The organism is Pseudomonas sp. GW823-FHT06B06 (assembly GCF_058795195.1).
The window spans coordinates 21,756-44,423 of record NZ_JBXAHO010000049.1; the positions used below are offsets into that span (position 1 = coordinate 21,756).

The 22,668-nt window shown below is 60.7% G+C and carries 20 protein-coding genes; 13 read left to right on the forward strand and 7 right to left on the reverse strand.

Going from position 1 to position 22,668, the window contains the following annotated elements; all coding sequences use genetic code 11:
* Positions 1–17: 17 nt before the first annotated feature.
* On the reverse strand, positions 18–1,040 hold the full coding sequence (gene sohB, locus AC1Q8Q_RS28805; protein WP_020799152.1) for a protease SohB: 1,023 nt from the start codon (positions 1,038–1,040) through the stop codon (positions 18–20).
* A gap of 201 nt (positions 1,041–1,241) precedes the next feature.
* On the opposite strand from sohB, the gene AC1Q8Q_RS28810 reads away from it, so the two are divergent.
* The 6 genes from AC1Q8Q_RS28810 to AC1Q8Q_RS28835 all read left to right on the forward strand — a co-directional run bounded on the left by AC1Q8Q_RS28810 (position 1,242) and on the right by AC1Q8Q_RS28835 (position 7,933).
* Positions 1,242–1,952, forward strand: a complete 711-nt coding sequence (locus AC1Q8Q_RS28810) for a histidine phosphatase family protein (protein WP_033040234.1) — start codon at positions 1,242–1,244, stop codon at positions 1,950–1,952.
* 64 nt (positions 1,953–2,016) lie between these two features.
* Entirely contained in the window at positions 2,017–2,331 is a 315-nt protein-coding gene (locus tag AC1Q8Q_RS28815) for an SCP2 sterol-binding domain-containing protein (protein WP_008059234.1), read from the forward strand.
* A 293-nt stretch (positions 2,332–2,624) separates the two neighbouring features.
* Positions 2,625–4,472 (forward strand): amidohydrolase, encoded by a 1,848-nt coding sequence (locus AC1Q8Q_RS28820; RefSeq protein WP_492615813.1) that lies wholly within the window; start codon positions 2,625–2,627, stop codon positions 4,470–4,472.
* 122 nt (positions 4,473–4,594) lie between these two features.
* Complete coding sequence (locus tag AC1Q8Q_RS28825) at positions 4,595–5,458, forward strand: LysR family transcriptional regulator (protein WP_020799155.1); 864 nt, start codon at positions 4,595–4,597, stop codon at positions 5,456–5,458.
* Between the two features lie 238 nt (positions 5,459–5,696).
* Complete coding sequence (locus tag AC1Q8Q_RS28830; RefSeq protein WP_492615811.1) at positions 5,697–6,848, forward strand: sterol desaturase/SRPBCC family protein; 1,152 nt, start codon at positions 5,697–5,699, stop codon at positions 6,846–6,848.
* Positions 6,845–7,933 carry an SMP-30/gluconolactonase/LRE family protein gene (locus tag AC1Q8Q_RS28835; protein WP_168758274.1) on the forward strand — a complete coding sequence of 363 codons (1,089 nt, stop codon included), beginning with the start codon at positions 6,845–6,847 and terminating at the stop codon, positions 7,931–7,933. Before AC1Q8Q_RS28830 ends, AC1Q8Q_RS28835 begins: the two co-directional genes overlap by 4 nt.
* A gap of 120 nt (positions 7,934–8,053) precedes the next feature.
* On the opposite strand, the gene AC1Q8Q_RS28840 is transcribed toward AC1Q8Q_RS28835, so the two are convergent.
* Both AC1Q8Q_RS28840 and AC1Q8Q_RS28845 read right to left on the reverse strand, forming a co-directional pair.
* Positions 8,054–8,296, reverse strand: coding sequence for a hypothetical protein (locus AC1Q8Q_RS28840; protein WP_020799159.1), 243 nt, complete (start codon positions 8,294–8,296; stop codon positions 8,054–8,056).
* 109 nt (positions 8,297–8,405) lie between these two features.
* Positions 8,406–8,639 (reverse strand): DUF465 domain-containing protein, encoded by a 234-nt coding sequence (locus AC1Q8Q_RS28845; protein ID WP_033044393.1) that lies wholly within the window; start codon positions 8,637–8,639, stop codon positions 8,406–8,408.
* A gap of 217 nt (positions 8,640–8,856) precedes the next feature.
* Between AC1Q8Q_RS28845 and AC1Q8Q_RS28850 the strand changes: the two genes are divergently transcribed.
* The 7 genes from AC1Q8Q_RS28850 (at position 8,857) to AC1Q8Q_RS28880 (ending at position 15,047) form a co-directional block, all read left to right on the forward strand.
* Positions 8,857–9,378 carry a DUF4142 domain-containing protein gene (locus tag AC1Q8Q_RS28850; protein ID WP_020799161.1) on the forward strand — a complete coding sequence of 174 codons (522 nt, stop codon included), beginning with the start codon at positions 8,857–8,859 and terminating at the stop codon, positions 9,376–9,378.
* 241 nt (positions 9,379–9,619) lie between these two features.
* Complete coding sequence (locus tag AC1Q8Q_RS28855; protein WP_033040504.1) at positions 9,620–10,471, forward strand: STAS domain-containing protein; 852 nt, start codon at positions 9,620–9,622, stop codon at positions 10,469–10,471.
* A gap of 4 nt (positions 10,472–10,475) precedes the next feature.
* The gene (locus AC1Q8Q_RS28860) at positions 10,476–10,838 is read left to right on the forward strand and encodes an STAS domain-containing protein (protein WP_033040507.1); all 363 of its coding nucleotides are present in this window, start codon (positions 10,476–10,478) and stop codon (positions 10,836–10,838) included.
* The gene (locus AC1Q8Q_RS28865) at positions 10,835–11,239 is read left to right on the forward strand and encodes an anti-sigma regulatory factor (protein WP_033040509.1); all 405 of its coding nucleotides are present in this window, start codon (positions 10,835–10,837) and stop codon (positions 11,237–11,239) included. The genes AC1Q8Q_RS28860 and AC1Q8Q_RS28865 overlap by 4 nt, the downstream gene beginning before the upstream one ends.
* Positions 11,236–12,246: an ATP-binding protein gene (locus AC1Q8Q_RS28870; protein WP_492615814.1), complete on the forward strand. Its 1,011-nt coding sequence runs from the start codon at positions 11,236–11,238 to the stop codon at positions 12,244–12,246. Before AC1Q8Q_RS28865 ends, AC1Q8Q_RS28870 begins: the two co-directional genes overlap by 4 nt.
* Entirely contained in the window at positions 12,239–13,114 is an 876-nt protein-coding gene (locus AC1Q8Q_RS28875) for a sensor histidine kinase (RefSeq protein ID WP_168758277.1), read from the forward strand. The genes AC1Q8Q_RS28870 and AC1Q8Q_RS28875 overlap by 8 nt, the downstream gene beginning before the upstream one ends.
* A complete protein-coding gene (locus AC1Q8Q_RS28880) occupies positions 13,104–15,047 on the forward strand; it encodes a response regulator (RefSeq protein WP_168758278.1) in 1,944 nt (647 codons plus the stop codon). The genes AC1Q8Q_RS28875 and AC1Q8Q_RS28880 overlap by 11 nt, the downstream gene beginning before the upstream one ends.
* Before the next feature lie 443 nt (positions 15,048–15,490).
* Here the strand turns inward: AC1Q8Q_RS28880 and AC1Q8Q_RS28885 are convergent, their stop codons facing one another.
* From AC1Q8Q_RS28885 to AC1Q8Q_RS28900, 4 genes are all read right to left on the reverse strand, one after another.
* A complete protein-coding gene (locus tag AC1Q8Q_RS28885; RefSeq protein WP_083349229.1) occupies positions 15,491–18,130 on the reverse strand; it encodes an excinuclease ABC subunit UvrA in 2,640 nt (879 codons plus the stop codon).
* 132 nt (positions 18,131–18,262) lie between these two features.
* Positions 18,263–20,374: a hybrid sensor histidine kinase/response regulator gene (locus AC1Q8Q_RS28890; RefSeq protein WP_080725303.1), complete on the reverse strand. Its 2,112-nt coding sequence runs from the start codon at positions 20,372–20,374 to the stop codon at positions 18,263–18,265.
* Between the two features lie 151 nt (positions 20,375–20,525).
* Positions 20,526–22,295 (reverse strand): type VI secretion system baseplate subunit TssF, encoded by a 1,770-nt coding sequence (gene tssF / locus AC1Q8Q_RS28895; protein ID WP_033041244.1) that lies wholly within the window; start codon positions 22,293–22,295, stop codon positions 20,526–20,528.
* A 55-nt stretch (positions 22,296–22,350) separates the two neighbouring features.
* Positions 22,351–22,668 (reverse strand): type VI secretion IcmF C-terminal domain-containing protein (locus AC1Q8Q_RS28900; protein WP_492615812.1); only part of this gene is annotated, 318 nt, incomplete at its 5' end.

The following is a 22,668-nucleotide window of genomic DNA, read 5'->3' on the forward strand; positions in this document are numbered from 1 at the left end:
TTTAAAAGCGTTGAACGTTACCAGAAGCGTTGCTGGGTCAACCGGCTCCACCAACTCAACAACACGCGATCAACCGAACCGCTGGCCGCGATGCCAATTCGTTCCGGCAGGCTTTTGCGTTCGGCGTAGTGCAAGTGGTAAAGCTCCGATTTTTTCGCCCGTTCAGCGAGGTATTCGTCGCTGGTCTTGAGTTCATCGACCAGTTGCTTGTCCAGCGCGGCAATACCGAGCCAGATTTCGCCGGTAGCCACTTCGTCGATAGCCAGTTGCGGGCGATAGCGGGCAACGAAGTTCTTGAACAACTGATGGGTGATGTCCAGGTCTTCCTGGAATTTTTCCCGGCCCTTCTCGGTATTCTCGCCAAACACGGTCAAGGTTCGCTTGTATTCACCGGCGGTCAGGACTTCGAAATCGATGTCGTGTTTCTTCAGCAGGCGATTGACGTTGGGCAACTGCGCCACCACGCCAATCGAGCCCAGGATGGCAAACGGCGCGCTGATGATCTTCTCGCCGATGCAGGCCATCATGTAGCCGCCGCTGGCCGCGACCTTGTCGATGCACACCGTCAGCGGCACGCCAGCATCACGGATGCGCGCCAGTTGCGAGGAGGCCAGGCCATAGCTGTGGACCATGCCGCCACCGCTTTCCAGGCGCAGTACCACTTCGTCCTTGGGCGTTGCCAGGGTCAGCAGCGCGGTGATTTCGTGTCGCAGGCTTTCAGTGGCGGAGGCCTTGATGTCGCCGTTGAAGTCCAGCACGAATACCCGGGGCTTGGCGTCGGGTTGTTTCTTCTGTTTTTTCTCGGTCTTGGCCTGGGTCTTGCGCAAGGCCTTGAGCTGGTCCTTGTCGAGCAAGGTTTGCTCCAGGCGTTCGCGCAACCCTTTGTAGAAATCATTGAGTTTGCTGACTTGCAACTGGCCGGCTGATTTACGTCGACCTTTGCTGCGCAAGGCCGCAAAGCTGGCCAGCACCACCAGGATGGCGATCACCAGGGTCACGGTCTTGGCCAGGAAAACGGCGTACTCGGACAAAAACTCCACGGGGACTCCTTAAACGTTGCGCGGCATGCAAGCGCGCGGGATACCACCAGCATACCCATGCGCCGCTCCTGCTACCAGCCGTGAAACCTCTGGCAACAGGCCTGTAACGAGCATTTCAAACAAGCGTATGTTTTTTCATTGACAGCTCACCGTCATCCCCATAACCTCGCCAAACCTTCAACGTACCGGGATGACGCGGACGTGGGCAGTATCTATTTGATTCGACATGGCCAGGCCTCCTTTGGTGCAGACGACTATGACGTCCTGTCGCCCACCGGTATCCGCCAGGCAGAAATCCTCGGTCGGCACCTGGCCGAACTCGGGATCAGCTTCGATCGGTGCCTGTCGGGCGACCTGCGCCGCCAGCAACATACGGCCAATAGCGCGCTTGAACAATACGCCGCGGTGGGCCTGCCGGTGCCGATCCTGGAGACCGATAGCGCGTTCAATGAATTCGACGCCGACGCGGTGATCCGCGCGCTGTTGCCTGCCATGCTGGCGGACGAGCCGCAAGCGCTGGACATCCTGCGCAACGCCGCACAGAACCGTGGCGAGTTCCAGCGTATCTTTGCCCTGATCATCGAACGCTGGCTCACCGGCACCTACGACACGCCGGGCCTGGAAAGTTGGCTGGGCTTTGTCGAACGCGTGCAGGCCGGCTTGCAGCGTATCCTCGAACAAGCCGACAACACCCAGAAAATCGCCGTATTCACCTCTGGCGGCACCATCACCGCCCTGCTCCACCTCATTACGCAAATGCCTGCCAAACAGGCTTTTGAATTGAACTGGCAAATCGTTAACACCTCGCTCAACCACCTGAAATTCCGTGGTCGCGAAGTGGCCCTGGCTTCCTTCAACAGTCATGCACACCTGCAGCTGTTGAAGGCCCCGGAACTCATCACGTTTCGCTGAGTCCGGACTATTGTGACCCTGGCTGTAATCACCCAGCTCTTATTACCAAAAAAAGGATCAAACCATGACCTCCGTAGCTGATGCCGTACAAGCAATGAAAGCCAAGTTCAACCCAGCCGCTGCTGCCGGTCTGGACCTGGTCTTCGGTTTCCGCATCGACGACACCAAGAACTTTTCGCTGGTCGTCAAGGACAGCACCTGTGAATTGCTGGAAGGCGAAAACCCGGACGCCCAGGTGACCCTGGTGATGGACGGCGAAACCCTGCAAGGCATCGTCAGCGGCGAAACCGACGGCATGCAAGCGTTCATGGGCGGCAAGCTGCGCGCTGAAGGCGACATGATGCTGGCGATGAAACTGTCCGAGCTGTTCCCGGCCTAAGCGAGCCGCTTGCGACTTGCGCAAGCGTCCCTGGCTGCAAACGAATCCCGCCCCTTGTGGCGGGATTCGTCGTTTTGCGCGCCTGAAAACGGCTACCTGCGGATTTGCCGTCTATATTCCATCTGGCCGCATGCGGCTGCCGTAAGCGTTTACCCTCAACTCACGTTGCGCGGAGCACTGACATGAGCCCACCTGAGGATCACAACGGCGTCAACCGCCGCCATGTACTCCAAGGCCTGTCCGCAGGCGCCCTCGGTGCCTGGATCAGCCCGCTGTTCGCAGGGAGTAAAACCATGCCAGACACCCCCGCCGACCTCATTCTCTACAACGGACGCCTGCACACCGTCGATCGCAAGAAACCCCAGGCCAGTGCCGTCGCAATCAAGGACGGGCGCTTCGTGGTGGTTGGCAGCGACGCCCAGGCCATGGCCCTGCAAGGCCCTGGCACGCAAGTCATCGATTTGCACGGGCGTACGGTGATTCCGGGCCTCAATGACTCGCACCTGCACTTGATCCGGGGCGGACTCAACTACAACCTTGAGCTGCGCTGGGAAGGCGTGCCGTCGCTGGTCGATGCCCTGCGCATGCTCAAGGATCAGGCCGACCGCACACCCACGCCGCAGTGGGTACGGGTGGTCGGTGGCTGGAACGAATTCCAGTTCGCCGAAAAGCGCCTGCCCACGCTCGACGAACTGAACAAGGCCGCGCCCGACACACCGGTGTTCGTCCTGCACCTGTACGACCGTGCGCTGCTCAATCGCGCCGCGCTGAAAGTGGTGGGCTATACCCGCGATACGCCGAACCCGCCGGGCGGTGAAATCCAGCGCGATGCCAACGGCGACCCCACCGGTATGTTGATCGCCCGGCCCAACGCCATGATTCTGTATTCAACCCTGGCCAAGGGGCCGAAACTGCCGCTGGAGTATCAGGTCAACTCCACCCGGCAATTCATGCGCGAACTCAATCGCCTGGGTGTCACCAGCGCGATCGACGCCGGCGGTGGCTATCAGAACTACCCGGACGACTATCAGGTCCTCCAGCAACTGGCCAAGGATCAGCAACTGACCGTGCGCATCGCCTACAACCTGTTCACCCAGAAACCCAAGGAAGAGCTGACCGATTTCAAGAACTGGACCAGCACCTCGCGCTACGGCCAGGGCGACGATTTCCTGCGGCACAACGGTGCCGGGGAAATGCTGGTGTTCTCGGCGGCGGACTTCGAAGATTTTCTTGAACCGCGCCCGGACCTGCCCGCTTCCATGGAGCAAGACCTGGAACCGGTGGTACGCCACCTGGTGGAACAACGCTGGCCGTTTCGCCTGCATGCCACCTACAACGAATCCATCAGCCGCATGCTCGATGTATTCGAGAAGGTCAACCGCGACGTTCCGTTCGACGGCTTGCCGTGGTTTTTCGACCATGCCGAAACCATCACCCCACAGAACATCGAGCGGGTCAAAGCACTGGGCGGCGGCATCGCCATCCAGGATCGCATGGCCTTCCAGGGTGAGTACTTCGTCGACCGCTATGGCGCCAAGGCTGCCGAGCACACCCCGCCCATTGCACGCATGCTGGCCGAGGGCGTACCGGTAGGCGCGGGCACGGATGCGACGCGGGTGTCGAGCTACAACCCGTGGACTTCACTGTACTGGCTGGTCAGCGGTCGTACTGTCGGCGGCCTGGCGCTGTATCCACAAGGCTTGAGCCGTGACACCGCGCTGGAGCTATTTACCCACGGCAGCGCCTGGTTTTCGTCCGAGCAAGGCAAGAAGGGCCAGATCAAGGTTGGGCAACTGGCTGACCTGATCGCGCTGTCGGCCGACTATTTCCACATGGAAACCGAAGACATCAAGGGTATCGAATCGGTGCTGACCCTTGTCGATGGCAAGGTTGTCTACGCCAGTAACGAGTTCGAAAAACTCGGCCCCCCGCCCATCCCCGTGGTGCCGGAGTGGTCGCCCGTGGCGAAGGTGCCCGGCCACTGGAAGCCATCGGCACCGCTGACGACTCAGGTTCATCAATGCGTCGGGGCTTGCGCGGTGCATGCGCACAGTCACGAACGGGCGCGTTTATCGAATGCTCCAGTGAGTGACTTTCGCGGGTTCTGGGGGGCGTTTGGCTGTTCGTGCTTCGCGTTTTAAGTTGAAAAGATCGCAGCCTTCGGCAGCTCACAGGGGAACGCGTTCTCTGTAGGAGTTTCCGCAGGCTGCGATCTTTTGATTTAAGGCCCTACAATGCGAACATCTCCCGCACCGGCCGCCCCATGGACATCGATCTCGCCCGCACCTTCCTGGAAATCGTCCGCCACGGCAGCCTTGCCGCGGCCGCCGAGAAACTCCACGTCACCCAGACCGCGATTACCGCGCGGGTACAGAAGCTGGAAAGTCACCTGGGCAGCACGCTGTTCGTGCGCAACCGTGCCGGTGCCCGCCTGACGCCCAATGGCGAGGCTTTCGTGATCTATGCCAATCAACTGGTGGAAACCTGGGAAGCCGCACGCCGGGATTTGCCCTTGCCCGAGGGGTTCCACGACGTGCTGCACATCGGTGGCGAGGTCAGCCTGTGCAACCCGTTGATGCTCAGCTGGGCCGGCGTATTGCGCGACAGGATTCCCGGCCATGCGCTGCGCATGGAAATCCGCGACGGCGAAAACCTGCTGCGCCAACTGGAGCTTGGGGTGCTCGATGCAGCGCTGGTTTATCAGCCCGAATACTGGCCACGCCTGCAAGTCGAACAGATCCTCGAAGAAAAACTCATCCTCGTGCGCCACCCCGAACGCCCCGAACCCTACGTGTACATCGACTGGGGCCAGCACTTCAGGCGCCAGCACGATGCCGCCCTGCCGGAAAGAGCCAAGGCGGCGCTCAGTTTCAATCTTGGCCCGCTGGGTTTGCAGTACATCCTCGAACACGGCGGTAGCGGCTACTTCCGCACGCGGGTGGTCCAGAGCTACCTGGAAAACGGCATGCTCGAGCCCGTGCCCAAGGCCCCGGAGTTCAGCTATCCGACCTACCTGGTGTACTCACGCGACCGCGATTCGGCAGCTCTACAGCGAGCTTTCGATCTGCTGCGCGAGGTGATCAGCAGCGATGACGACTGGTCACAACGCTGGAACCCGCTGAGCTGATTGCGCCCTGACTTTTGCAAATACCCCCCAATCTCCTGTGGAAGCCAGCCTGCTGGCGATGGATGTCAATGATAACGCGCCCTGTCTGGATGATCGCGTTGTCCGGGCGCTCATCGCCAGCAGGCTGGCTCCCACAATGGGATCGTGGACACGCCAGCAAAAATACAGGGGCAGCTACCAACCAAAACCGCGGGATCGACTAATCTGCTGGAGATAACAATAACGACAGGTGATTGCAGTGAGGCAGACCACCGAAGCATTTCGCGCCCGTTACCGTTGTGACATCCATCCCCGCTATAACCCTTGGCTGCATGGCACCTTCGTGCTGATGTTCGGCCTGGTGGCGATCGGTGTTTTCTGGAGCACCGTGCACCAGGTACAGCCCCTTGAATGGCTGGCGGTGCCGGTGTCCCTGTGGTTGTTCAGTTTCATTGTGTACATGGTGCATCGTCACCTTGGCCATCACAAAAAAAACTTCGCGCGGATGTTCTATGCCCGACATGCCGGCGACCACCACAGCTTTTTCGCCCCCGGCAAAATGACGTATGACAACGCTCGCGACTGGCGCGTCATCCTGTTCCCGGCCTGGCTGATCGTGTTGCACACGCTGCTGATCGCCCTGCCCCTGTGGTGGCTGCTCAAGCCCTTGGACGTCAACGTCGCCGGGCTGGTGGGCGGCTGCCTGGTCCTGGGGTACCTGATCTATGAAGTGTTCCATGCGTGTGAACACCTGCCGCCGCACAACCGGATTACGCGTCTGCCGTGGATCCGCCAGATGCGTCGCCTGCATGAATTGCATCACCGTCGCGAGATGATGCAGCAACGTAATTTCAACATCGTTTTTCCGTTGATGGATTACCTGTTCGGCACCCTCTACTGGGAGCCGGAACCGGAACCGGCCATCGAGGACCTCAAGAGAACGCCCATGACCCGCATGCAGCATCAGATCGACATCGCCGGTAATCCCGTTGCCGTGCTCGCCTATGCCAGCACGGTGACCCGTTGGCCGCAGTGGCATCCATCGTCCCTGCAGATCAACGGCCCGAAGGGGCCTTTGCATGCTGGCGCGCGGTTCGAGGAGGACATCCGCGCCGGTGGGCGTGACGGGCACTTGAGTTGGGTAGTCGATGAGTATCTGCCTGGACGCCGCTGGATTGCCCGGGCCCATGGCGATAATGGCCTGTCGTTGCTGCTGACTTACGAATGCGCGGCCGAAGGTAGTGGCACGCGGTTCGTGCGCACGCTGGAATACCGGTTCAGTGGCCTGGCGATGCGAATGGCCAACCAATTGCTGCTCAAGCGGCGGATCGATCGCGAATCGGCGGCGTCCATGCAAGCGCTTCGCGACACCGCGCAAAAATACCTGGCCCTGTCAGGAGTCCGTGCGTGAGCCGACCGATAAGGTTTCACCATGGGTTACTGCTGCTGATCATCGCCCTCGGCGCTTTCCTGCTATTGATGCCGACCAAAGTGCAGCCCGTAGCCTGGAGCCCAGAAGCCGCGCCGTCCCTCAGCAGCGGCCCGTACGCGGACAACCAGCGCCTCAAGGGCGTGGTACGCGTCGGCGCCGCGGACATCGATGGCCCCGAAGCGCTGCTCCTGGAAAATAATGCACTGATCACCGGGTTGCATGATGGCCGGGTCATTCGCACCAGCCTGGACGGCCAGGACACCAAGGTGTTGACCGATACTGGCGGCCGGCCCCTGGGGTTGGCCCGCCACCCCAATGGGTTGCTGGTAATCGCCGACGCCGTCAAAGGCTTGCTGTCACTGGACGCCCAGGGTCGCCTGGTGGCCTTGACCACCAGCGCCGACGGTGTGCCGTTGGGGTTCACCGACGACGTGGTCATCGATAAACCCGGGCACTATGCCTACTTCAGCGACGCCTCCCGCCGGTTCGGCTACGGCGAGGACCTTGATGCAATCATCGAACATGGCGGCGACGGACGCTTGCTGCGATATGACTTCCAGACCGGCAAGACCACGATGCTGCTGGACAAGCTTGAGTTTGCCAATGGCGTCACCCTGGGTCCGGACGATGCCTTCGTGCTGGTCAACGAAACCGGCGCGTATCGCATTAGCCGCTACTGGTTGAGCGGGTCGAAAGCCGGCACCCATGACCTGTTCATCGACAACCTGCCGGGATTGCCCGACAACCTGGCCTTCAACGGCCGCGACCGTTTCTGGGTGGCGCTGTATACGCCACGCAACGCCTTGCTCGACAAAACTGCGCCATACCCATTTGTGCGCAAGATGATCGCCCGGGCAATGACTGTCCTGCCCAAGCCGGTGGAAAAACGCGCCTTTGTGTTGGGCCTTGACCTTGATGGCAAGGTGATCGCCAACCTGCAGGATGGCAGTAGCGGCAATTATTCGCCGATAACCACCGCGCGCGAGTACGGGGACTGGTTGTATTTTGGCTCGTTGAGAGCGAAAAACCTGGTGCGATTGCCGCTGAGTACGGCGCTGCAATAAAAGGCTAAACCGGTGGGAGCGAGCCTGCTCGCGAAGACTGCAGCGCATACAACATCGATGTCGACTGTCAGGCCCTCTTCGCGAGCAGGCTCGCTCCCACAGGGTTTGTCGTGAATTTGACTACCGCGGATCGGATTCGCCATCGCGCACCGCATTATCAGTTTCTTCACGCACCCGTTCCCGATCGATGTCGGTGCCGTCATCCTGATCCATGGGGATGGCACCCTCGTTATTCGGCAATTCATCAATGCCCGGTTCATCCTCCGGGTTGCCGGCAGTGCGACCGGGGCTCAGGGGTTCGGGATGGGTCGGAATGGGGTCGTAGCCCCCTTGTTCTTCGCTGGGAAATCTTGGATCAGCCATGGGGCACCTCGCCTGTAGCCACGTCATCGGGCTTTGAACATTCGAGGTGCCGGTTAATATCGCCGTTCCAATTATTCAGCCACCGACTGTCGGTGGCTCACCACATGCATCAGGAGGACGACTGGAGCTGTTTGACGATCTTGTCCTTGACCTCCAAACGCTTCGCCTTGAGCCTCGTCACTGCATCATCACTGGATTTGGCTTCCTCTGCCTTTACCACTTCGGCATCCGCCAGCGAGTATTTGTTGATCAGTGAATCCAGTAACGGGTCCTTGGTGCGTTTCTGCTGGATTTCTTCCTTCGTGCAATGCAAATCCTGAAAAAGGTCGTGGGGCACCGGCATGGAACACCTCCGTTTGTTAATCGGTAGCAAACGCGATTGATTGCGTTCGCCAACTATCAGAATGGCCTTGGTTGACCTGTTCTGTCGACCATCTGTCAGACCAGCGGTGCCCGTTCGTCGTCCTGTCGCAAATGCGATAAAACCTTCGCCCCCTGCGCGACCTCCACACTATAACGATCAATTCGATCACCCATGAAAACTGTGTGGAGAAGAACCAATGGAAGGATTTAACCTGCGCCATCTCACCTTGGCCGTCGCCTTGAGCACCAGCATGGGCGCGGCCTTCGCGGCAACCGATAATGACTTTGTCGACAAGGCCGCCGCGGGCGGCATCGCCGAAATCGAAACCAGTCGGTTGGCCCTGGAAAAAAGCCAGTCAGCCGATGTCAAAGCCTTCGCCAATATGATGATCACCGACCATTCCAAGGCCAACGATGAGCTGGTGGCCATTGCGAAAAAGAATGACATTGAAGTGCCGGACAACACGACACTGGTGAAGCAGGCCAAGGAAAAGATCCTCGATATGCGTGACGAGTCTTTTGATTCGGCCTATGCCAACAACCAGGTCAAGGCGCATGAAGACACCATCGAGTTATTTAAGAAACAAGCCAACACCGTGACCGACGACAGGACCAAAGGCGCAACGGAACTCAAGGGTTTTGCGCAAAAAATGTTGCCGGGGCTGGAAAAACACCTGGATATGGCGAAAAAACTTCAGGCTGCCCATCCAGACAAATAGCCCTGATCAAATAAAAAGACCGCATCGGTCGATGCGGTCTTTTTATTTGCGCCAGGCCTCATCGCCAGCGGTGTCGATGCAAAAAAAAAGATCGCAGGCTGCGCCAGCTCCTACAGTGCATGTATAAGCGAATGAAAATTGCTGTCGAACGCGCACAACTATTTCATTCGCTAAATGTCATTGCTTTTGCGTCGTTCATTTTTTCTGGGAATCGGGCGCAACACTCAAGGAGACACGTTCCATGGCGGCACTGCAAACCAGCACTCTCGATGCGATGAAGAACAACCAGGCACAACTGCTCGCCGAATGGAAAAATAGCCTGGAGGCCAGTGGCGCCACGCGTAACCTCAAAGAGAAGGATCTGCAACAGCAGACAGCGGAATTCCTGCAACTGGTGATTTCGGGTCTGCAAAACGGCAATGACCAGAACATCGCAACAGTCGGCTGGGATGAAATTCGCCAGTTCCTCGACAAGCTCTCCCATAGCCGTGCGCTGCTCGGCCAGGATTCGCATCAGACCGCCAGCTTTATCTTCTCGCTCAAGGGTCCGCTTTTTGCCCTGCTGCAGAATCATTACCAGGACAGCCCGGCTTTGTTGGCCGAGCAACTCTGGGAAATTTCCGAATTGCTTGACGCCCTGGGCATGCACACCATTCGCACGTTCCAGAAGTCCCGCGAAGCCGTGATCAAGCGCCAACAGGAAGAACTGCTGGAGTTGTCGACCCCGGTGGTCAAGCTCTGGGACGGCGTCCTGGCCCTGCCGATGATCGGCACGCTGGACTCGCAACGTACCCAAGTGGTGATGGAATCGCTGCTGCAGCGGATCGTCGACACCGGTTCGGAAATCGCCATCATCGATATCACCGGCGTGCCGACTGTCGACACCCTGGTCGCCCAGCACTTGCTCAAGACCGTCACCGCGATTCGCCTGATGGGAGCCGACTGCATCATCAGCGGCGTTCGCCCACAGATTGCCCAGACCATCGTGCACCTGGGGCTGGACCTGCAAGGCGTGGTGACCAAGGCCAACCTGGCTGATGCCCTGAAACTGGCCCTGACCCGGCTGGGACTCTCCGTCAACAAGGCGGACTGAGCCCATGGAGCGCATTCCGATACTGCAAATGGGTGGCTTCCTGCTGGTGACCATCCAGGTGGACATGCATGACCAGCTGGCGCTGACGCTGCAAGACGACCTGTCCGAACGCATCAGCAAGACGTCCGCGCGCGGCGTGCTGATCGATATCTCCGCCCTGGACATGGTGGACTCATTCATTGGCCGGATGATCGGGACCATCTCCGGGCTGTCGAAAATCATGGATGCCGAGACCGTGCTGGTCGGCATGCAGCCAGCCGTGGCCATTACCCTGGTGGAGCTTGGACTGACCCTGCCTGGTGTCAGTACCGCGCTGAATGTCGAGCGCGGGATGAAACTGCTTCACGAACGAGTACGCAACCAATGACTGTGCGCAGCAGCGGCACTCATCCGATTCACATCGAGCAGGACGTCGTCCTGGCTCGGCAACTGGCGCGCAAACTCGCCCAGGATTGCGGCATGCGCCTGATCGACCTGACCAAGCTGGTGACCGCGGTCAGCGAGCTGGCGCGCAACACCATGGTGTACGGCGGTGGAGGCGACATGGACTGGCAAATCCTCGATGAAAGCCCGCGTACCGGCCTGCGGCTGGTATTCCGTGACGAGGGGCCGGGAATCCCCGACGTCAAACTGGCAATGACCGATGGCTGGACCTCAGGTTCCGGCCTGGGCCTGGGCCTGACCGGTGCCAAGCGGCTGGTCAATGAATTCGAACTCGATACTGCGCCGGGAAAGGGTACTCGCGTAACGATTACCCGATGGACATGAACATCGGCGGCTCGATGACCCAAGTGCTGGTCATCGAGGACAACAGCCAGATCGGCCACGCACGACGCACCGCACAGAATCTCGCGCAGGAACACGGCTTCGACGCCACGGATGCGGGGCGGGGAGCGCTGGTCGCTACCGAGCTTGCCAGCAACATTCTCAAGCACGCCAGCCGTGGCGAATTGCACCTCAGGGTCATTCCCCGTGCCAGCGGCGCCGGTATCGAGATGCTCGCCATCGACCGCGCACAGGGCTTCGATTTGCACGCCTGCCTGGCCGACGGTTTTTCCACCGGCGGCACCCAGGGCATCGGCTTGGGTACTGTGTCACGGCAGGCTGAAGTGTTCGATGTCTATGCCGATTCACGGGGTGCCGTGCTGCTCACACGGTTGTATCCCCGAACGGACAAGGCCGCGGACCGACGCATCGGTATCAGCCAGCATTCGTTGCACCAGGATCCCGCTTGCGGTGATACCTGGCACCTGGCATTTGACGGACCGCGCATCAGTGCCCTGGTGATCGATGGTTTGGGGCATGGTGAAGAAGCCGAACGCGCCGCCCGTGCTGGCGAGAAAGCCTACGCAATGCTGCCATTCGACTCGCCGCTGCGGGTGCTGGATGACATTCATCAAGCCATGATGGGCACCCGTGGCGGTGCGGTAGCCATTGCCCAGTTCGACGCTGGCAGCGATGCATTGAAATTCGTCGGCATCGGCAATATCGGCGCCTGCCTGGTCGCACCGGGTCAATCCCGCGGCCTGGCCTCCCATCCCGGCATCGTCGGCGGGCAGTTTCGAAAGGCGCAGCCCTTTGACTATGCTCAGGTGAGCGGACAACTGCTGATCATGTACAGCGATGGCCTGCAGTCGCGCTGGAACCTTGCGGACTACCCCGGCCTGGTGCACCGCCATCCTGCCGTGATTGCCGCCATCCTGCACCGCGATTTCTGTCGTGGACGAGACGATGTCACCGTACTGGTCATAGCCCTGGAGGCAGCCCATGGCTGAAACGCCCATGAGTCAAATCGACGAACAAGCTGCACTGATCGAGCGCTTGCAGGGTGAAGCCGTTGCCCTGCGCGCCGAGCTGGATGAAACCAACCAGGGCGTCCTGGCGCTGTACGCAGAACTCGATACCCAGGCCGAACAGCTGCGCCAGGCCTCGGACCTCAAAAGCCGCTTCCTGTCCTACATGAGCCATGAGTTTCGCACGCCACTGGGGTCGATCCTGAGCATCGCCAGCCTGCTGACCGATGAGCTCGACGGGCCCTTGAGCAGCGAGCAGCACAAGCAGGTGGCCTTCGTCAGTAACGCCGCGCGAGAGCTGAGCGACATGGTCGATGACCTGCTCGACCTGGCGAAGATCGAAGCCGGGCGCATCACCATTTCACCGGCTTGGTTCGATATGTTGGACCTGTTCGCCGCCCTGCGTGGCATGTTTCGCCCGATTGTCGATACCACCGCCGTTGACCTGATCTTCGAGGAGCCTGTGGGCCTGCCCCGCCTGTACACCGACGACAAGAAGCTCGCGCAGATCCTGCGCAATTTCATTGCCAATTCGTTGAAGTTCACCACCCGTGGAGAGATCCGGGTCTCGGCGCAACTGGAAAACCGCGACTACGTACGTTTCGCCGTCAGCGACAGCGGAATCGGTATCGCTCACGAACTGCATGGCGCATTATTCGAAGACTTCTCGCAAGTCGACTCCCCACTGCAAAAACGCCTGCGTGGCACCGGGCTCGGGTTGTCGCTGTGCAAACGCTTCGCGATGTTGCTGGGCGGCGAAGTCGGGGTACAGAGCACACCCGGTGTGGGTTCGACCTTTTTCGTGATCATCCCGCTGGCCATCGCCATGGAGCCTGCCGATGAAACGTGACCTGCGCTTGCTGATCGTCGATGACAACGTTGCCACGCGCTACGCCTTGCGTCGGCGCCTGGAGCGTCACGGTTATGAAGTGCTGGAGTCCGGCACCGGCAGTGAAGGCCTGGAGTTGATCGCCAGCGTGACGATCGATGCCCTGATCCTCGACGTCAACCTGCCGGACATGAGTGGCTTCGACATCGTGCGCAAACTGCGATCGGAACCTGCCACCGCCCTGCTCCCGGTGATTCATGTGTCCGCGGCGTCGATCCAGACCGGCGATATCATCACCGGCCTCGACGCCGGAGCCGACGCTTACCTGATCCACCCGGTGGACCCGGATGTATTGCTGGCGACCCTGCGCACCTTGCTGCGGGTGCGCGAAACCGAGAATGCCCTGCGTGAAAGCGAGGCACGCTTTCGCGAGATTTTCGTCAACGTGTCGGCCCCCATCGCCGTGCTGGATGCACAACTCAAGGTTCACGAATGCAACCATGCGTTTGCCCAACTGATCCAGGACAACCTCGACCCGGATACCCTGCGCCAGTGTTTCGCCGACGACCAGTGCGCGGTCATCGAGGAACTGCGCCTGCGCCTGGCGTATGGCGAGCGCTGGAAAGGCACCTTGAGCATGCGGGTGCAGGGCGAAATTCGCGAAACCGAGTGGCAGATTTCACCCTATCGCACGCCGGCACTGAGCCTGGTGTTCGTCGAGGATGTCACCGAGCACCGTCACCGTGAACGCTCGCACCTGGCGCGCCTGGACGATGCCACGACACAACTGGCCAACGAAGTCGCCGAGCGCGCGCGCACCGAAGCCCAGCTGTTGCAGGTGCAGAAAATGGACGCGCTGGGCAAGCTGACCGGCGGTATTGCCCACGATTTCAACAACCTGCTCACCGGCATCATCACCAGCCTGGAACTGATCCAGAAACGTGTCGCCGAGTCCCGCACCGACAAGGTGTCCTTCTATGCCGAAGCGGCGTTGAACTCGGCCATGAGTGCCGCCTCCCTGACCCACCGCCTGCTCGCCTTCGCCCGTCAGCAACCACTCGATACCCGGCCCGTGGACATCAACGAGCACATCCGCTCCCTCGAGGAATTGCTGGTACGCACTATTGGCGAACGCATTGCCCTCAAGCTTGAACTGACGAGCAAGCCGGCCATTGCGCTGGTCGATCCGATTCAACTGGAAAGCGCGGTGCTCAATCTGGTGATCAATGCCCGCGATGCCCTGCCCCAGGGTGGCAATATCTGGGTCAACACCTATGCCGCCTATTCCCACGGTGACCCCAACCTGGCCGATGGCGCCTATGTCGCCCTGTCGGTGCGCGACGACGGCACCGGCATCGAACACAACGTCATCGATAAAGTGTTTGACCCATTCTTCACCACCAAGCCCCTGGGCCAGGGCACCGGGCTCGGGTTATCGACCATCTACGGATTCGCCCGCCAGTCGGGCGGCGATGCGCACATCCGCAGCGTGGCGCGGCGCGGTACCGAAGTCACCATCATGTTGCCGGCCAGCGCCGACCCCAGCGCCGTCACCGTCGAACCCACGGCGACGCCCGCCCAGGGTGGCGGAGAGCACGTGCTGATCGTCGAAGACATGCCGTCAGTGCGCATGTTCGTTGCCGAAGTGCTGGTGGATGCCGGCTACCGTTGCACCCAGGTGGGCGACATCGAAGGCGCCCTCGAACGCCTGCAGAACGACGAATCCATCGACCTGTTGCTGACCGATGTCGGCCTGCCGCGCATGAGCGGCCGCGAGCTTGCCGATATTGCGCGGGGGTGGCGCGAACATCTGCCGATCCTCTTCATGACCGGCTATGCCGAAACCGCGATCAACCGCCAGGTGTTTCTCGGCGACGGTATGGAAATGCTGATCAAGCCATTCCAGATCAATGAACTGCTGGACAAGGTACGACGCACCCTCGACAGCGCCTGATAGATTCGTCGGAACGCCGCCCGGAGCCGACCTGCTCCCACATTGGAATTGCGAACGCCATAGATCCATTGTGGATGACGGGTGCACCTGGATCCCCTGTGGGAGCGAGCCTGCTCCGGGCGGCGTTCCGACGATTGATCGTTCCCACGCTCTGCGTGGGAATGCCGCCAGGGACGCTCCGCGTTCCGCTGTCGACGCATGACTTGAGCCGTGCACGACGGTGATGCGGGGCGTCACAGGAAGCCCTGTGTGAAATTTGCTGTCGGAGTACATATCCATTGTCGCCGCGATGGGCAATGCCTGCGTTCGGCCAGCGTGGTTAACGGGGCGCCCCAGATCAACAGCAAAGCGAGGCGGCCTTAAAGCCGACCTGACTGTTACGGGTGTACCTGGATCCCCTGTGCGAGCCTGCTCGCGAAGAGGCCCGCAAGAACGACATTGGCTCAAGCCTCACCAAGGACCCTGGCAAGAAACGGCGCCGTCCGGCTCTTTCTGCTCTTGGCCACTTTCTGCGGCTCACCCGCCACCACAACCTTGCCACCCTGATCCCCGGCCCCGGGTCCGATATCGATCACCCAGTCACTCTGCGCCACCACGCGCATTTCATGTTCGACGACGATCACCGTGTGCCCCGCCGTCACGAGGTTGTTCAATTGCTCCAACAAGCGATCGACGTCACGTGGGTGCAGGCCAGTGGTCGGTTCGTCGAGCACGTAGAGCGTCGCCCCGCGGGGGTTGCGCTGCAGTTCCGTAGCCAGCTTGATGCGCTGGGCTTCGCCTCCGGACAACTCGGTTGCCGGTTGGCCAAGGCGCAGGTAACCCAGGCCGATATCGCGCAGCACCTCCAGGGAACGGCGCACCGCCGCTTGTTCGGCGAACACCTCGACGGCCTGGTCCACGGTCAATTGCAGCACCTGGGCGATGGTCCGGCCCTGCCAGGTGATCGCCAGCGTCTCGGGGTTGTAGCGCGCGCCGTGGCAGGTCGGACAGGGTGCGTAGACGCTGGGCATGAACAATAATTCGACGCTGACAAAACCTTCCCCCTCACAAGTCGGGCAGCGGCCCTTGGCAACGTTGAAGGAAAACTGCCCCGCGTCGTAGCCTGCCGCCTGCGCTTCGGGCGTTGCCGCATAAAGCTTGCGCACATTGTCGAACAGCCCGGTATAGGTCGCGAGGTTGGAGCGCGGTGTGCGGCCAATGGGCTTCTGATCGACCTGCACCAGCCGCTTGATCGACGCCAGCCCCGCCGTGACCTGCCCGCCAACGACGGTCGGTGCATCGTCTTCCAGGCTCAGTTCCTCCAGCGGTTCACTGTCGACGCCGGGGCGCCCGAGTTGCGCGCCGACCAGTTCCAGCAATGCCTGGCTGACCAGGCTGGACTTACCCGAACCCGACACACCGGTCACCGCCGTAAAACAGCCCAACGGAAACTCAACATTGAGGTTGTCCAGGTTGTTACGCGTGATGCCTTCCAGGCGCAGCCAGTCGCTGGCCTTGCGCGCGCGACGGGGTTGGCTGACGTGCTCGGCAAACAGGTAGGCGCGAGTCTGCGAATCCCTCACTTCTGCCAATCCCGCCGGTGCACCGCTGTACAGCACCCGCCCGCCATGCTCGCCCGCCGCCGGGCCAACATCAATCAACCAGTCGGCGCGGCGCATGGTTTCCAGGTCATGCTCGACCACGAACAAGGTATTGCCCGCCGCCTTCAAGCGTTGCAAGGCTTCGAACAGCGCCTCACCATCGGCCGGGTGCAAACCGGCCGAGGGTTCGTCCAGTACGTAGATCACGCCGAACAACTGCGAGCCCAGTTGCGTCGCCAGGCGCAGGCGTTGCAACTCGCCGGACGACAGCGTCGGCGTACTGCGCTCCAGGGCCAGGTAACCGAGTCCCAGGTCGATCAAGGTGCTGACCCGTTCCAGCAAGTCCTGGGCGATGCGTTGCGCGGCGAGGCGTTTTTCCACCGAGAGATTCGGCGTGTGGCGCACATCGGGGGCGTTGGCGTGACCACTGGCGCCGTGGGCTACACGCTGTTCGCGGGCCTGACGGGTCTGCAGGTGAGTCAATACCTCTCCCGCCTCATCGCCCTCTTCGAGGTAATGCCGGGCTGCCACCGGCTTTAGAACTTCGGCGACTTGCAGCAGTGGCATCTGCGACAGCTCACCGATGTCGTAGCCGGCGAAGGTCACCGACAAGGCTTCGTGCTTGAGGCGCTTGCCCTCGCACAGCGGGCAAGGACTGCCGAGCATGAAGCGCGAGACGCGCTTCTTCATCAGCGCACTTTGCGAATGGGTGAAGGTGTGCAGGATATAGCGCCGTGCGCCGGTGAAGGTGCCCTGGTAACTCGGCTCCATCTTGCGCTTGAGGGCGACCCGGGTTTCCTGCGGGGTGAGCCCGGCGTAGACCGGCACCGTCGGGGTTTCTTCGGTGAACAGAATCCAGTCACGCTGCTTTTTCGGCAGGTCGCGCCAGGGCACATCGACGTCGTAGCCCAGGGTCACGAGGATGTCGCGCAGATTCTGGCCTTGCCAGGCCATCGGCCAGGAGGCGACGGCACGCTGGCGTATGGTCAGGCTCGGGTCCGGGACCATCAACGCCTCGGTGACCTCGTACACCCGGCCCAGGCCATGGCATTGCGGACACGCGCCCTGTGGCGTGTTCGGGGAAAAGTCTTCGGCGTAGAGCATCGGCTGGCCCGCCGGGTAACTGCCGGCGCGCGAATACAGCATGCGGATCAGGCTCGACAAAGTCGTCACGCTGCCCACCGAGGAACGCGTGCTCGGCGTGCCCCGTTGTTGCTGCAAGGCCACCGCGGGCGGCAAGCCTTCGATGGAATCGACATCCGGCACGCCCACCTGATCGATCAAGCGTCGCGCATAAGGCGCCACGGATTCGAAATAGCGGCGCTGTGCTTCGGCGTACAACGTCGAAAACGCCAGGGACGACTTTCCTGAACCGGACACCCCGGTGAACACCACCAGGGCATCGCGGGGAATGTCGACATCGACGTTCTTGAGGTTGTGCTCCCGGGCGCCGCGCACCCTGACCATGCCGGAGGGAGGGTTTGGGATGCGCTTGTCGGTCATGGGGTAGCCTTGAGTCAAGAAGGTCGCGATACACATGTAGGAGCTGCCGAAGGCTGCGATCTTTTGACTTTGATTTTTGTAAGCAAGATCAAAAGATCGCAGCCTGCGGCAGCTCCTACAGTGAAGAAATGTTTAGCCGTTGAGTACGGTACGAATCGTCCGGGTCAGCGCTTGCGGCCCATAGGGCTTGCTCAGCAAATGGGTATCCGGGCTCAGCTGATGATTGCGAGAGATAATGTCACGGGTGTGGCCCGAGGTGAACAACACCGCCACCGGGGGATTCTGTACCTTGGCCCATGCCGCCAGATCCGAGCTTTTTATCAGCCCGGGCATGACCACGTCGGTGAAGATCAAGTCCACCGCCGCCCCCTCCAGCAACATCTGCATGGCCGCGTCGGCATTGGCGGCGGTGAGCACCTGATAGCCCTCTTCGCGCAGCAGCTCCACGGTTGAAACGCGCACTGCCTCATTGTCCTCGACCACCAGGATCCGCTCGTTCGCGCCCCGTTGCAGCACATCGGCACTGGGTAGTTCACTGTCCATCGAGCGCAGGTTGCGCGCAAAATACATCTGCACCCGGGTGCCCTGCCCAACGACGCTGGCCATCTCGATATGTCCGCCACTCTGCTTGACGAAACCGAACACCATGCTCAAGCCCAGTCCTGTGCCATGGCCATCGGGCTTGGTGGTGAAAAACGGCTCGAACGCCTGCCCAAGCACTTGCGGCGACATGCCCAGGCCACTGTCCGCAACCGTGACCCGCACGTAGTCACCGGCAACGATGCCCTTGCCCAGGCAGAACCCGCGGTCGAGAGTGATATTCTCGGCGCTGAGTTCAATCGTGCCCTCGCCCTCCATGGCATCACGGGCATTGATCATCAGGTTGAGGATGGCGTTTTCCAGCTGGTTGCGATCGACGAAGACCGACCAGGGGTCAACGGGGGTGCTCATGTGAACATGGATGGTTTCCCCCAGCGCACGCTGCAACAGTTCACCCAGGCCATCGAAAATCTGCTGCGCCGTGCAAACCGCCGGAGACAAGGGCTGGCGCCGGGCAAACGCGAGCAACTGCGAGGACAGTTTTGCGCCGCGCTCAACCGCGGCAATGGACGCATTGACCCGGCGCTGCACGTTGGCATTGTCCGGTTCATGACGGGCGAGCAAGTGCAGATTTCCGGCAATCACTTGCAGCAGATTATTGAAGTCGTGGGCCACGCCGCCGGTCAGGCCGCCGATTGCCTCTAGCTTCTGTGACTGGCGCAGTTGCTCTTCTGCCGCCAGTCGCGCTTCGACTTCGTCGGCCACGCGCTGCTCCAGGTTGCGGGTAAACCTGAGCAAGGACTCTTCCGCGGATTTGCGTTCGTGGATGTCGATCAACACGCCGGGGAAACGAAAGGCCTGGCCCTGCTCATCGAATTCGCAGCAGCCGCTGGCGAGCACCCACAGGTAGCTGCCGTCGGGACGTAGCACCCGGTACTCGGCGTTATACGGCACACCGGTCTGTATCGATTGCCTGACTTGTTCCTCAACCCAACTGCGATCATCGGGATGGATATGGGCTTGTGCGAGGTCCTGGGGCAAATTGTCCAGGCTTTGCCCTGGGGGAAAGGAAAACGTGCGGGCGAAGCGTTCATCGCCGCTGAGGGTATTGGCCTTGAGATCCCAGACGAATGAGCCGAGCAAGGCTCCGGCATTGAGTGCCAGGCGTACCCGCTCGTTGTCGGCGCGGTAGGCATTTTCCGCTGCCTGGCGCAGACGTTCGGAAATCACGAATTCGGTGGTGTCGACCACCATCGCCATAACGCCGGCAGGATGCCCGTCATCATCGGCAACCGGGCTGTAGTAAAGGTCCAGCCAGACGTCTTCGGGCACGCCGTCGCGCAGCAACACCAGCTGTTTGTTACGGTAGGACAAGGTCCCCCCCGCCAGGCAGGTGTCGACCACATGCCGGTTGAAGTCGGCGACTTCCGGCCAACCCAGCTCCACCGCGCAACCCAGCAGGTAGGGATGGCGCCCGCCGGCAAATATCGAATAGGCGTCGTTGTAGATCATGTAGCCGGCCCGGCCCCAGAGCATCACCATCGGCAGCGGCGAGGCGAGCATCAGCTGTACCGCGCTGCACAGGCTCCTGGACCAGTTCTCCAGGCTCCCAAGCTCAGTCCGGCTCCAGTCGAACGCACGAATGCGCCCGGCCATTTCGCCGTTCCAGCCGGCACACCCGTGGTTATCTTCTAGAAACGGCATCGACTCGCTCTGCGCCCCGGTAACTGCACCCGTTTGTTTCGAGCTTCGCGGATGACAATGGTTTCATAGAGGGTAGCTGATTCTCGCGGTCTATCTGGAACGACCGAAATCTGTGGCTGGCAAACCCCTCTTTGGAAGAGAGCCCGAGCGTTCAGCCGGGAATACGTTGACTGTGATTCTCGGGCCATCGCAGACATTTTCCAGAAGGTTGAAGGATCAGCGTGAGCTGGTTGAACAGGTGGATATCGGCGTACAAACCGAAGAAGCGATGGAGCATCTCGCCAAACAGGCTGATGTCACCTTCGCCGGAAAAACCGTTGGCATCCAGTGTGACTTCGATGTCGACACCGCGCAGCAGAAAGCCTTTTTCAAAACGCTGCAGGAGGTGGTGCCTGACCTCGACGATGGCCGCCAGGCGCCGCCGGTTCAGTTCGTCGTCCGTCCAGTCATACAACGCCAGTGTGCCACGCAATACTTCAGCATTGTCGAGCATCGGCAGGAAGTTTGAGCCCAGGTGGCTGAGCACTCGCCAGTGGAAGCGGTCGCGGTTCGGCGGGTAACACGGCAATGTGGGTGCGCACAGATTGCGCACCTGCAAACCGATCTTTGAGGTTTGTGCCAGCGTATCGAGCAGTGTGCCTTGCAACGCATTGCGCGGAAGCTGGCCATGGGTGCCGGTCAGGCGCAGCGAAAGGCTTTGGTTCACGTCTAGCCGGTCCTTGTCAAATCCGTCGCCGCCGAGGATCAGCCAGGTGTCATGCAGGCCATTGGTGCCTCGTTTCAAGCGGGTATGGAAATAACGCTCGGGCATCTCATCCCGCAACATGCCGCCCTTGTGGCGGAAACTGCTGAACGGTATGTAGTCCTGGCGGTCGCCATTACTCGACGTAGTGACCTGATCCACCGAATAGATTTCGGTATGACCGTCCTGCAAACGCATGGGGCGAAGCAAGTAGTCGGTTTGTAGCGGCTGCAGTGCCAGCGGGTCGGACTCCAGTGTGAACGCATTGATCACCGGCACCGCATGCAAGCGAATGTGCCCGGTGCTCAGGTTGAACGCTTGCGGCCACGGTTCGCGTAACACCACCTCCAGTTCGAACCATAGATCGCCTGGCTTGATGAGCACAAGCTCCAGTCCACACAGGGTGACGAACATGAACTTCTCGCGGAAGGTGAAATACTCAAGCAACAGCTGATAGCCGCTGAAAGCGCTGTCGCCCTTGGGCCACAATCGATCGTCATCGGCGAACCCCTTGGGCGAAAAATAACCGTCCAGCAGAGTACGACCCGACTGGTCAGGCAGGCGTACATACAAGGCTTGAGCGTTCAGGGTCAGTGCCTGGTGCAGCGCACTGGCCAGCGATGCGTCGGCATTGAGGTACAGCGGCAGGCGACTCAGGTCCATCTCGTTCCAGGTGCTCATCGCTCCGCGGGCGAAGCGCAAGCGCAGCACTGAACGCCCGTCCGGCTCGTGGGCCAGACGCACAGACTCCAGGGCGAGTGGCCGCAGTGTCAGGTCCTGGGTGGTGGTGTATCGGCAACGGGTGCGCTGCACACCGATGGGCTGCGACAGCACTTCAAAACCAGTTTCGATCAACTCGTTGCGCTTCATCTTCCCCAGCTCCGGTGCCAACTCGACTATCGAGAGCGACGGAATGGTGCGCAGGTAATGCGGCCACAACAGACTGACCAGGCCTTCGGTCAGCTCCGGCAGGTCATCGTCAAGCTTTTCGCGCAAGCGTCCCATCAGGAAGGCAAAACCCTCGAACAGGCGTTCCACAGACGGGTCACGAGCGCCCTGCTTGTCCAGATTCAGTTGCGCCGCCCGGTCTGGAAAGGCTTCGGCAAACTCCTTGCCAGCCTCACGCAGATAGCGCATCTCGGCGTCGAAGTAATGCAGTGTCAGATTGTCCTTGCTCATAAAAAGATTCCTGAGTCGCGCTCGCCAAGGCATCGGGCAAACAATTTGTGCATTGTCATTTTTTAAACCTCCCGTTTTGTGCTGCCGCCGCCCCTTCAGCCAGGAAGATCTGCGCCGGCAACTTAAAGCCACGCAACTTCAGCAACGCCAACGGCCCCGCCCCCAGTTCGGTGCGTAAATACCAGGTCAGGCCAATCCCATCGGGCGCCTTGAGCACCACACGAAAACGGCTGTCGCCGTCGTCCAGCGGCGTGACCTGGGCTTGTTCCAGCAGGCGGATCAGGCCCCAGGTGCCCGCGTAGTCGCCGAACAGCCGTTCGTTGGCCTGCACGCTGGTCCAGGTCAGGCTCGCGCCGGGGTATTGGCTGCGACC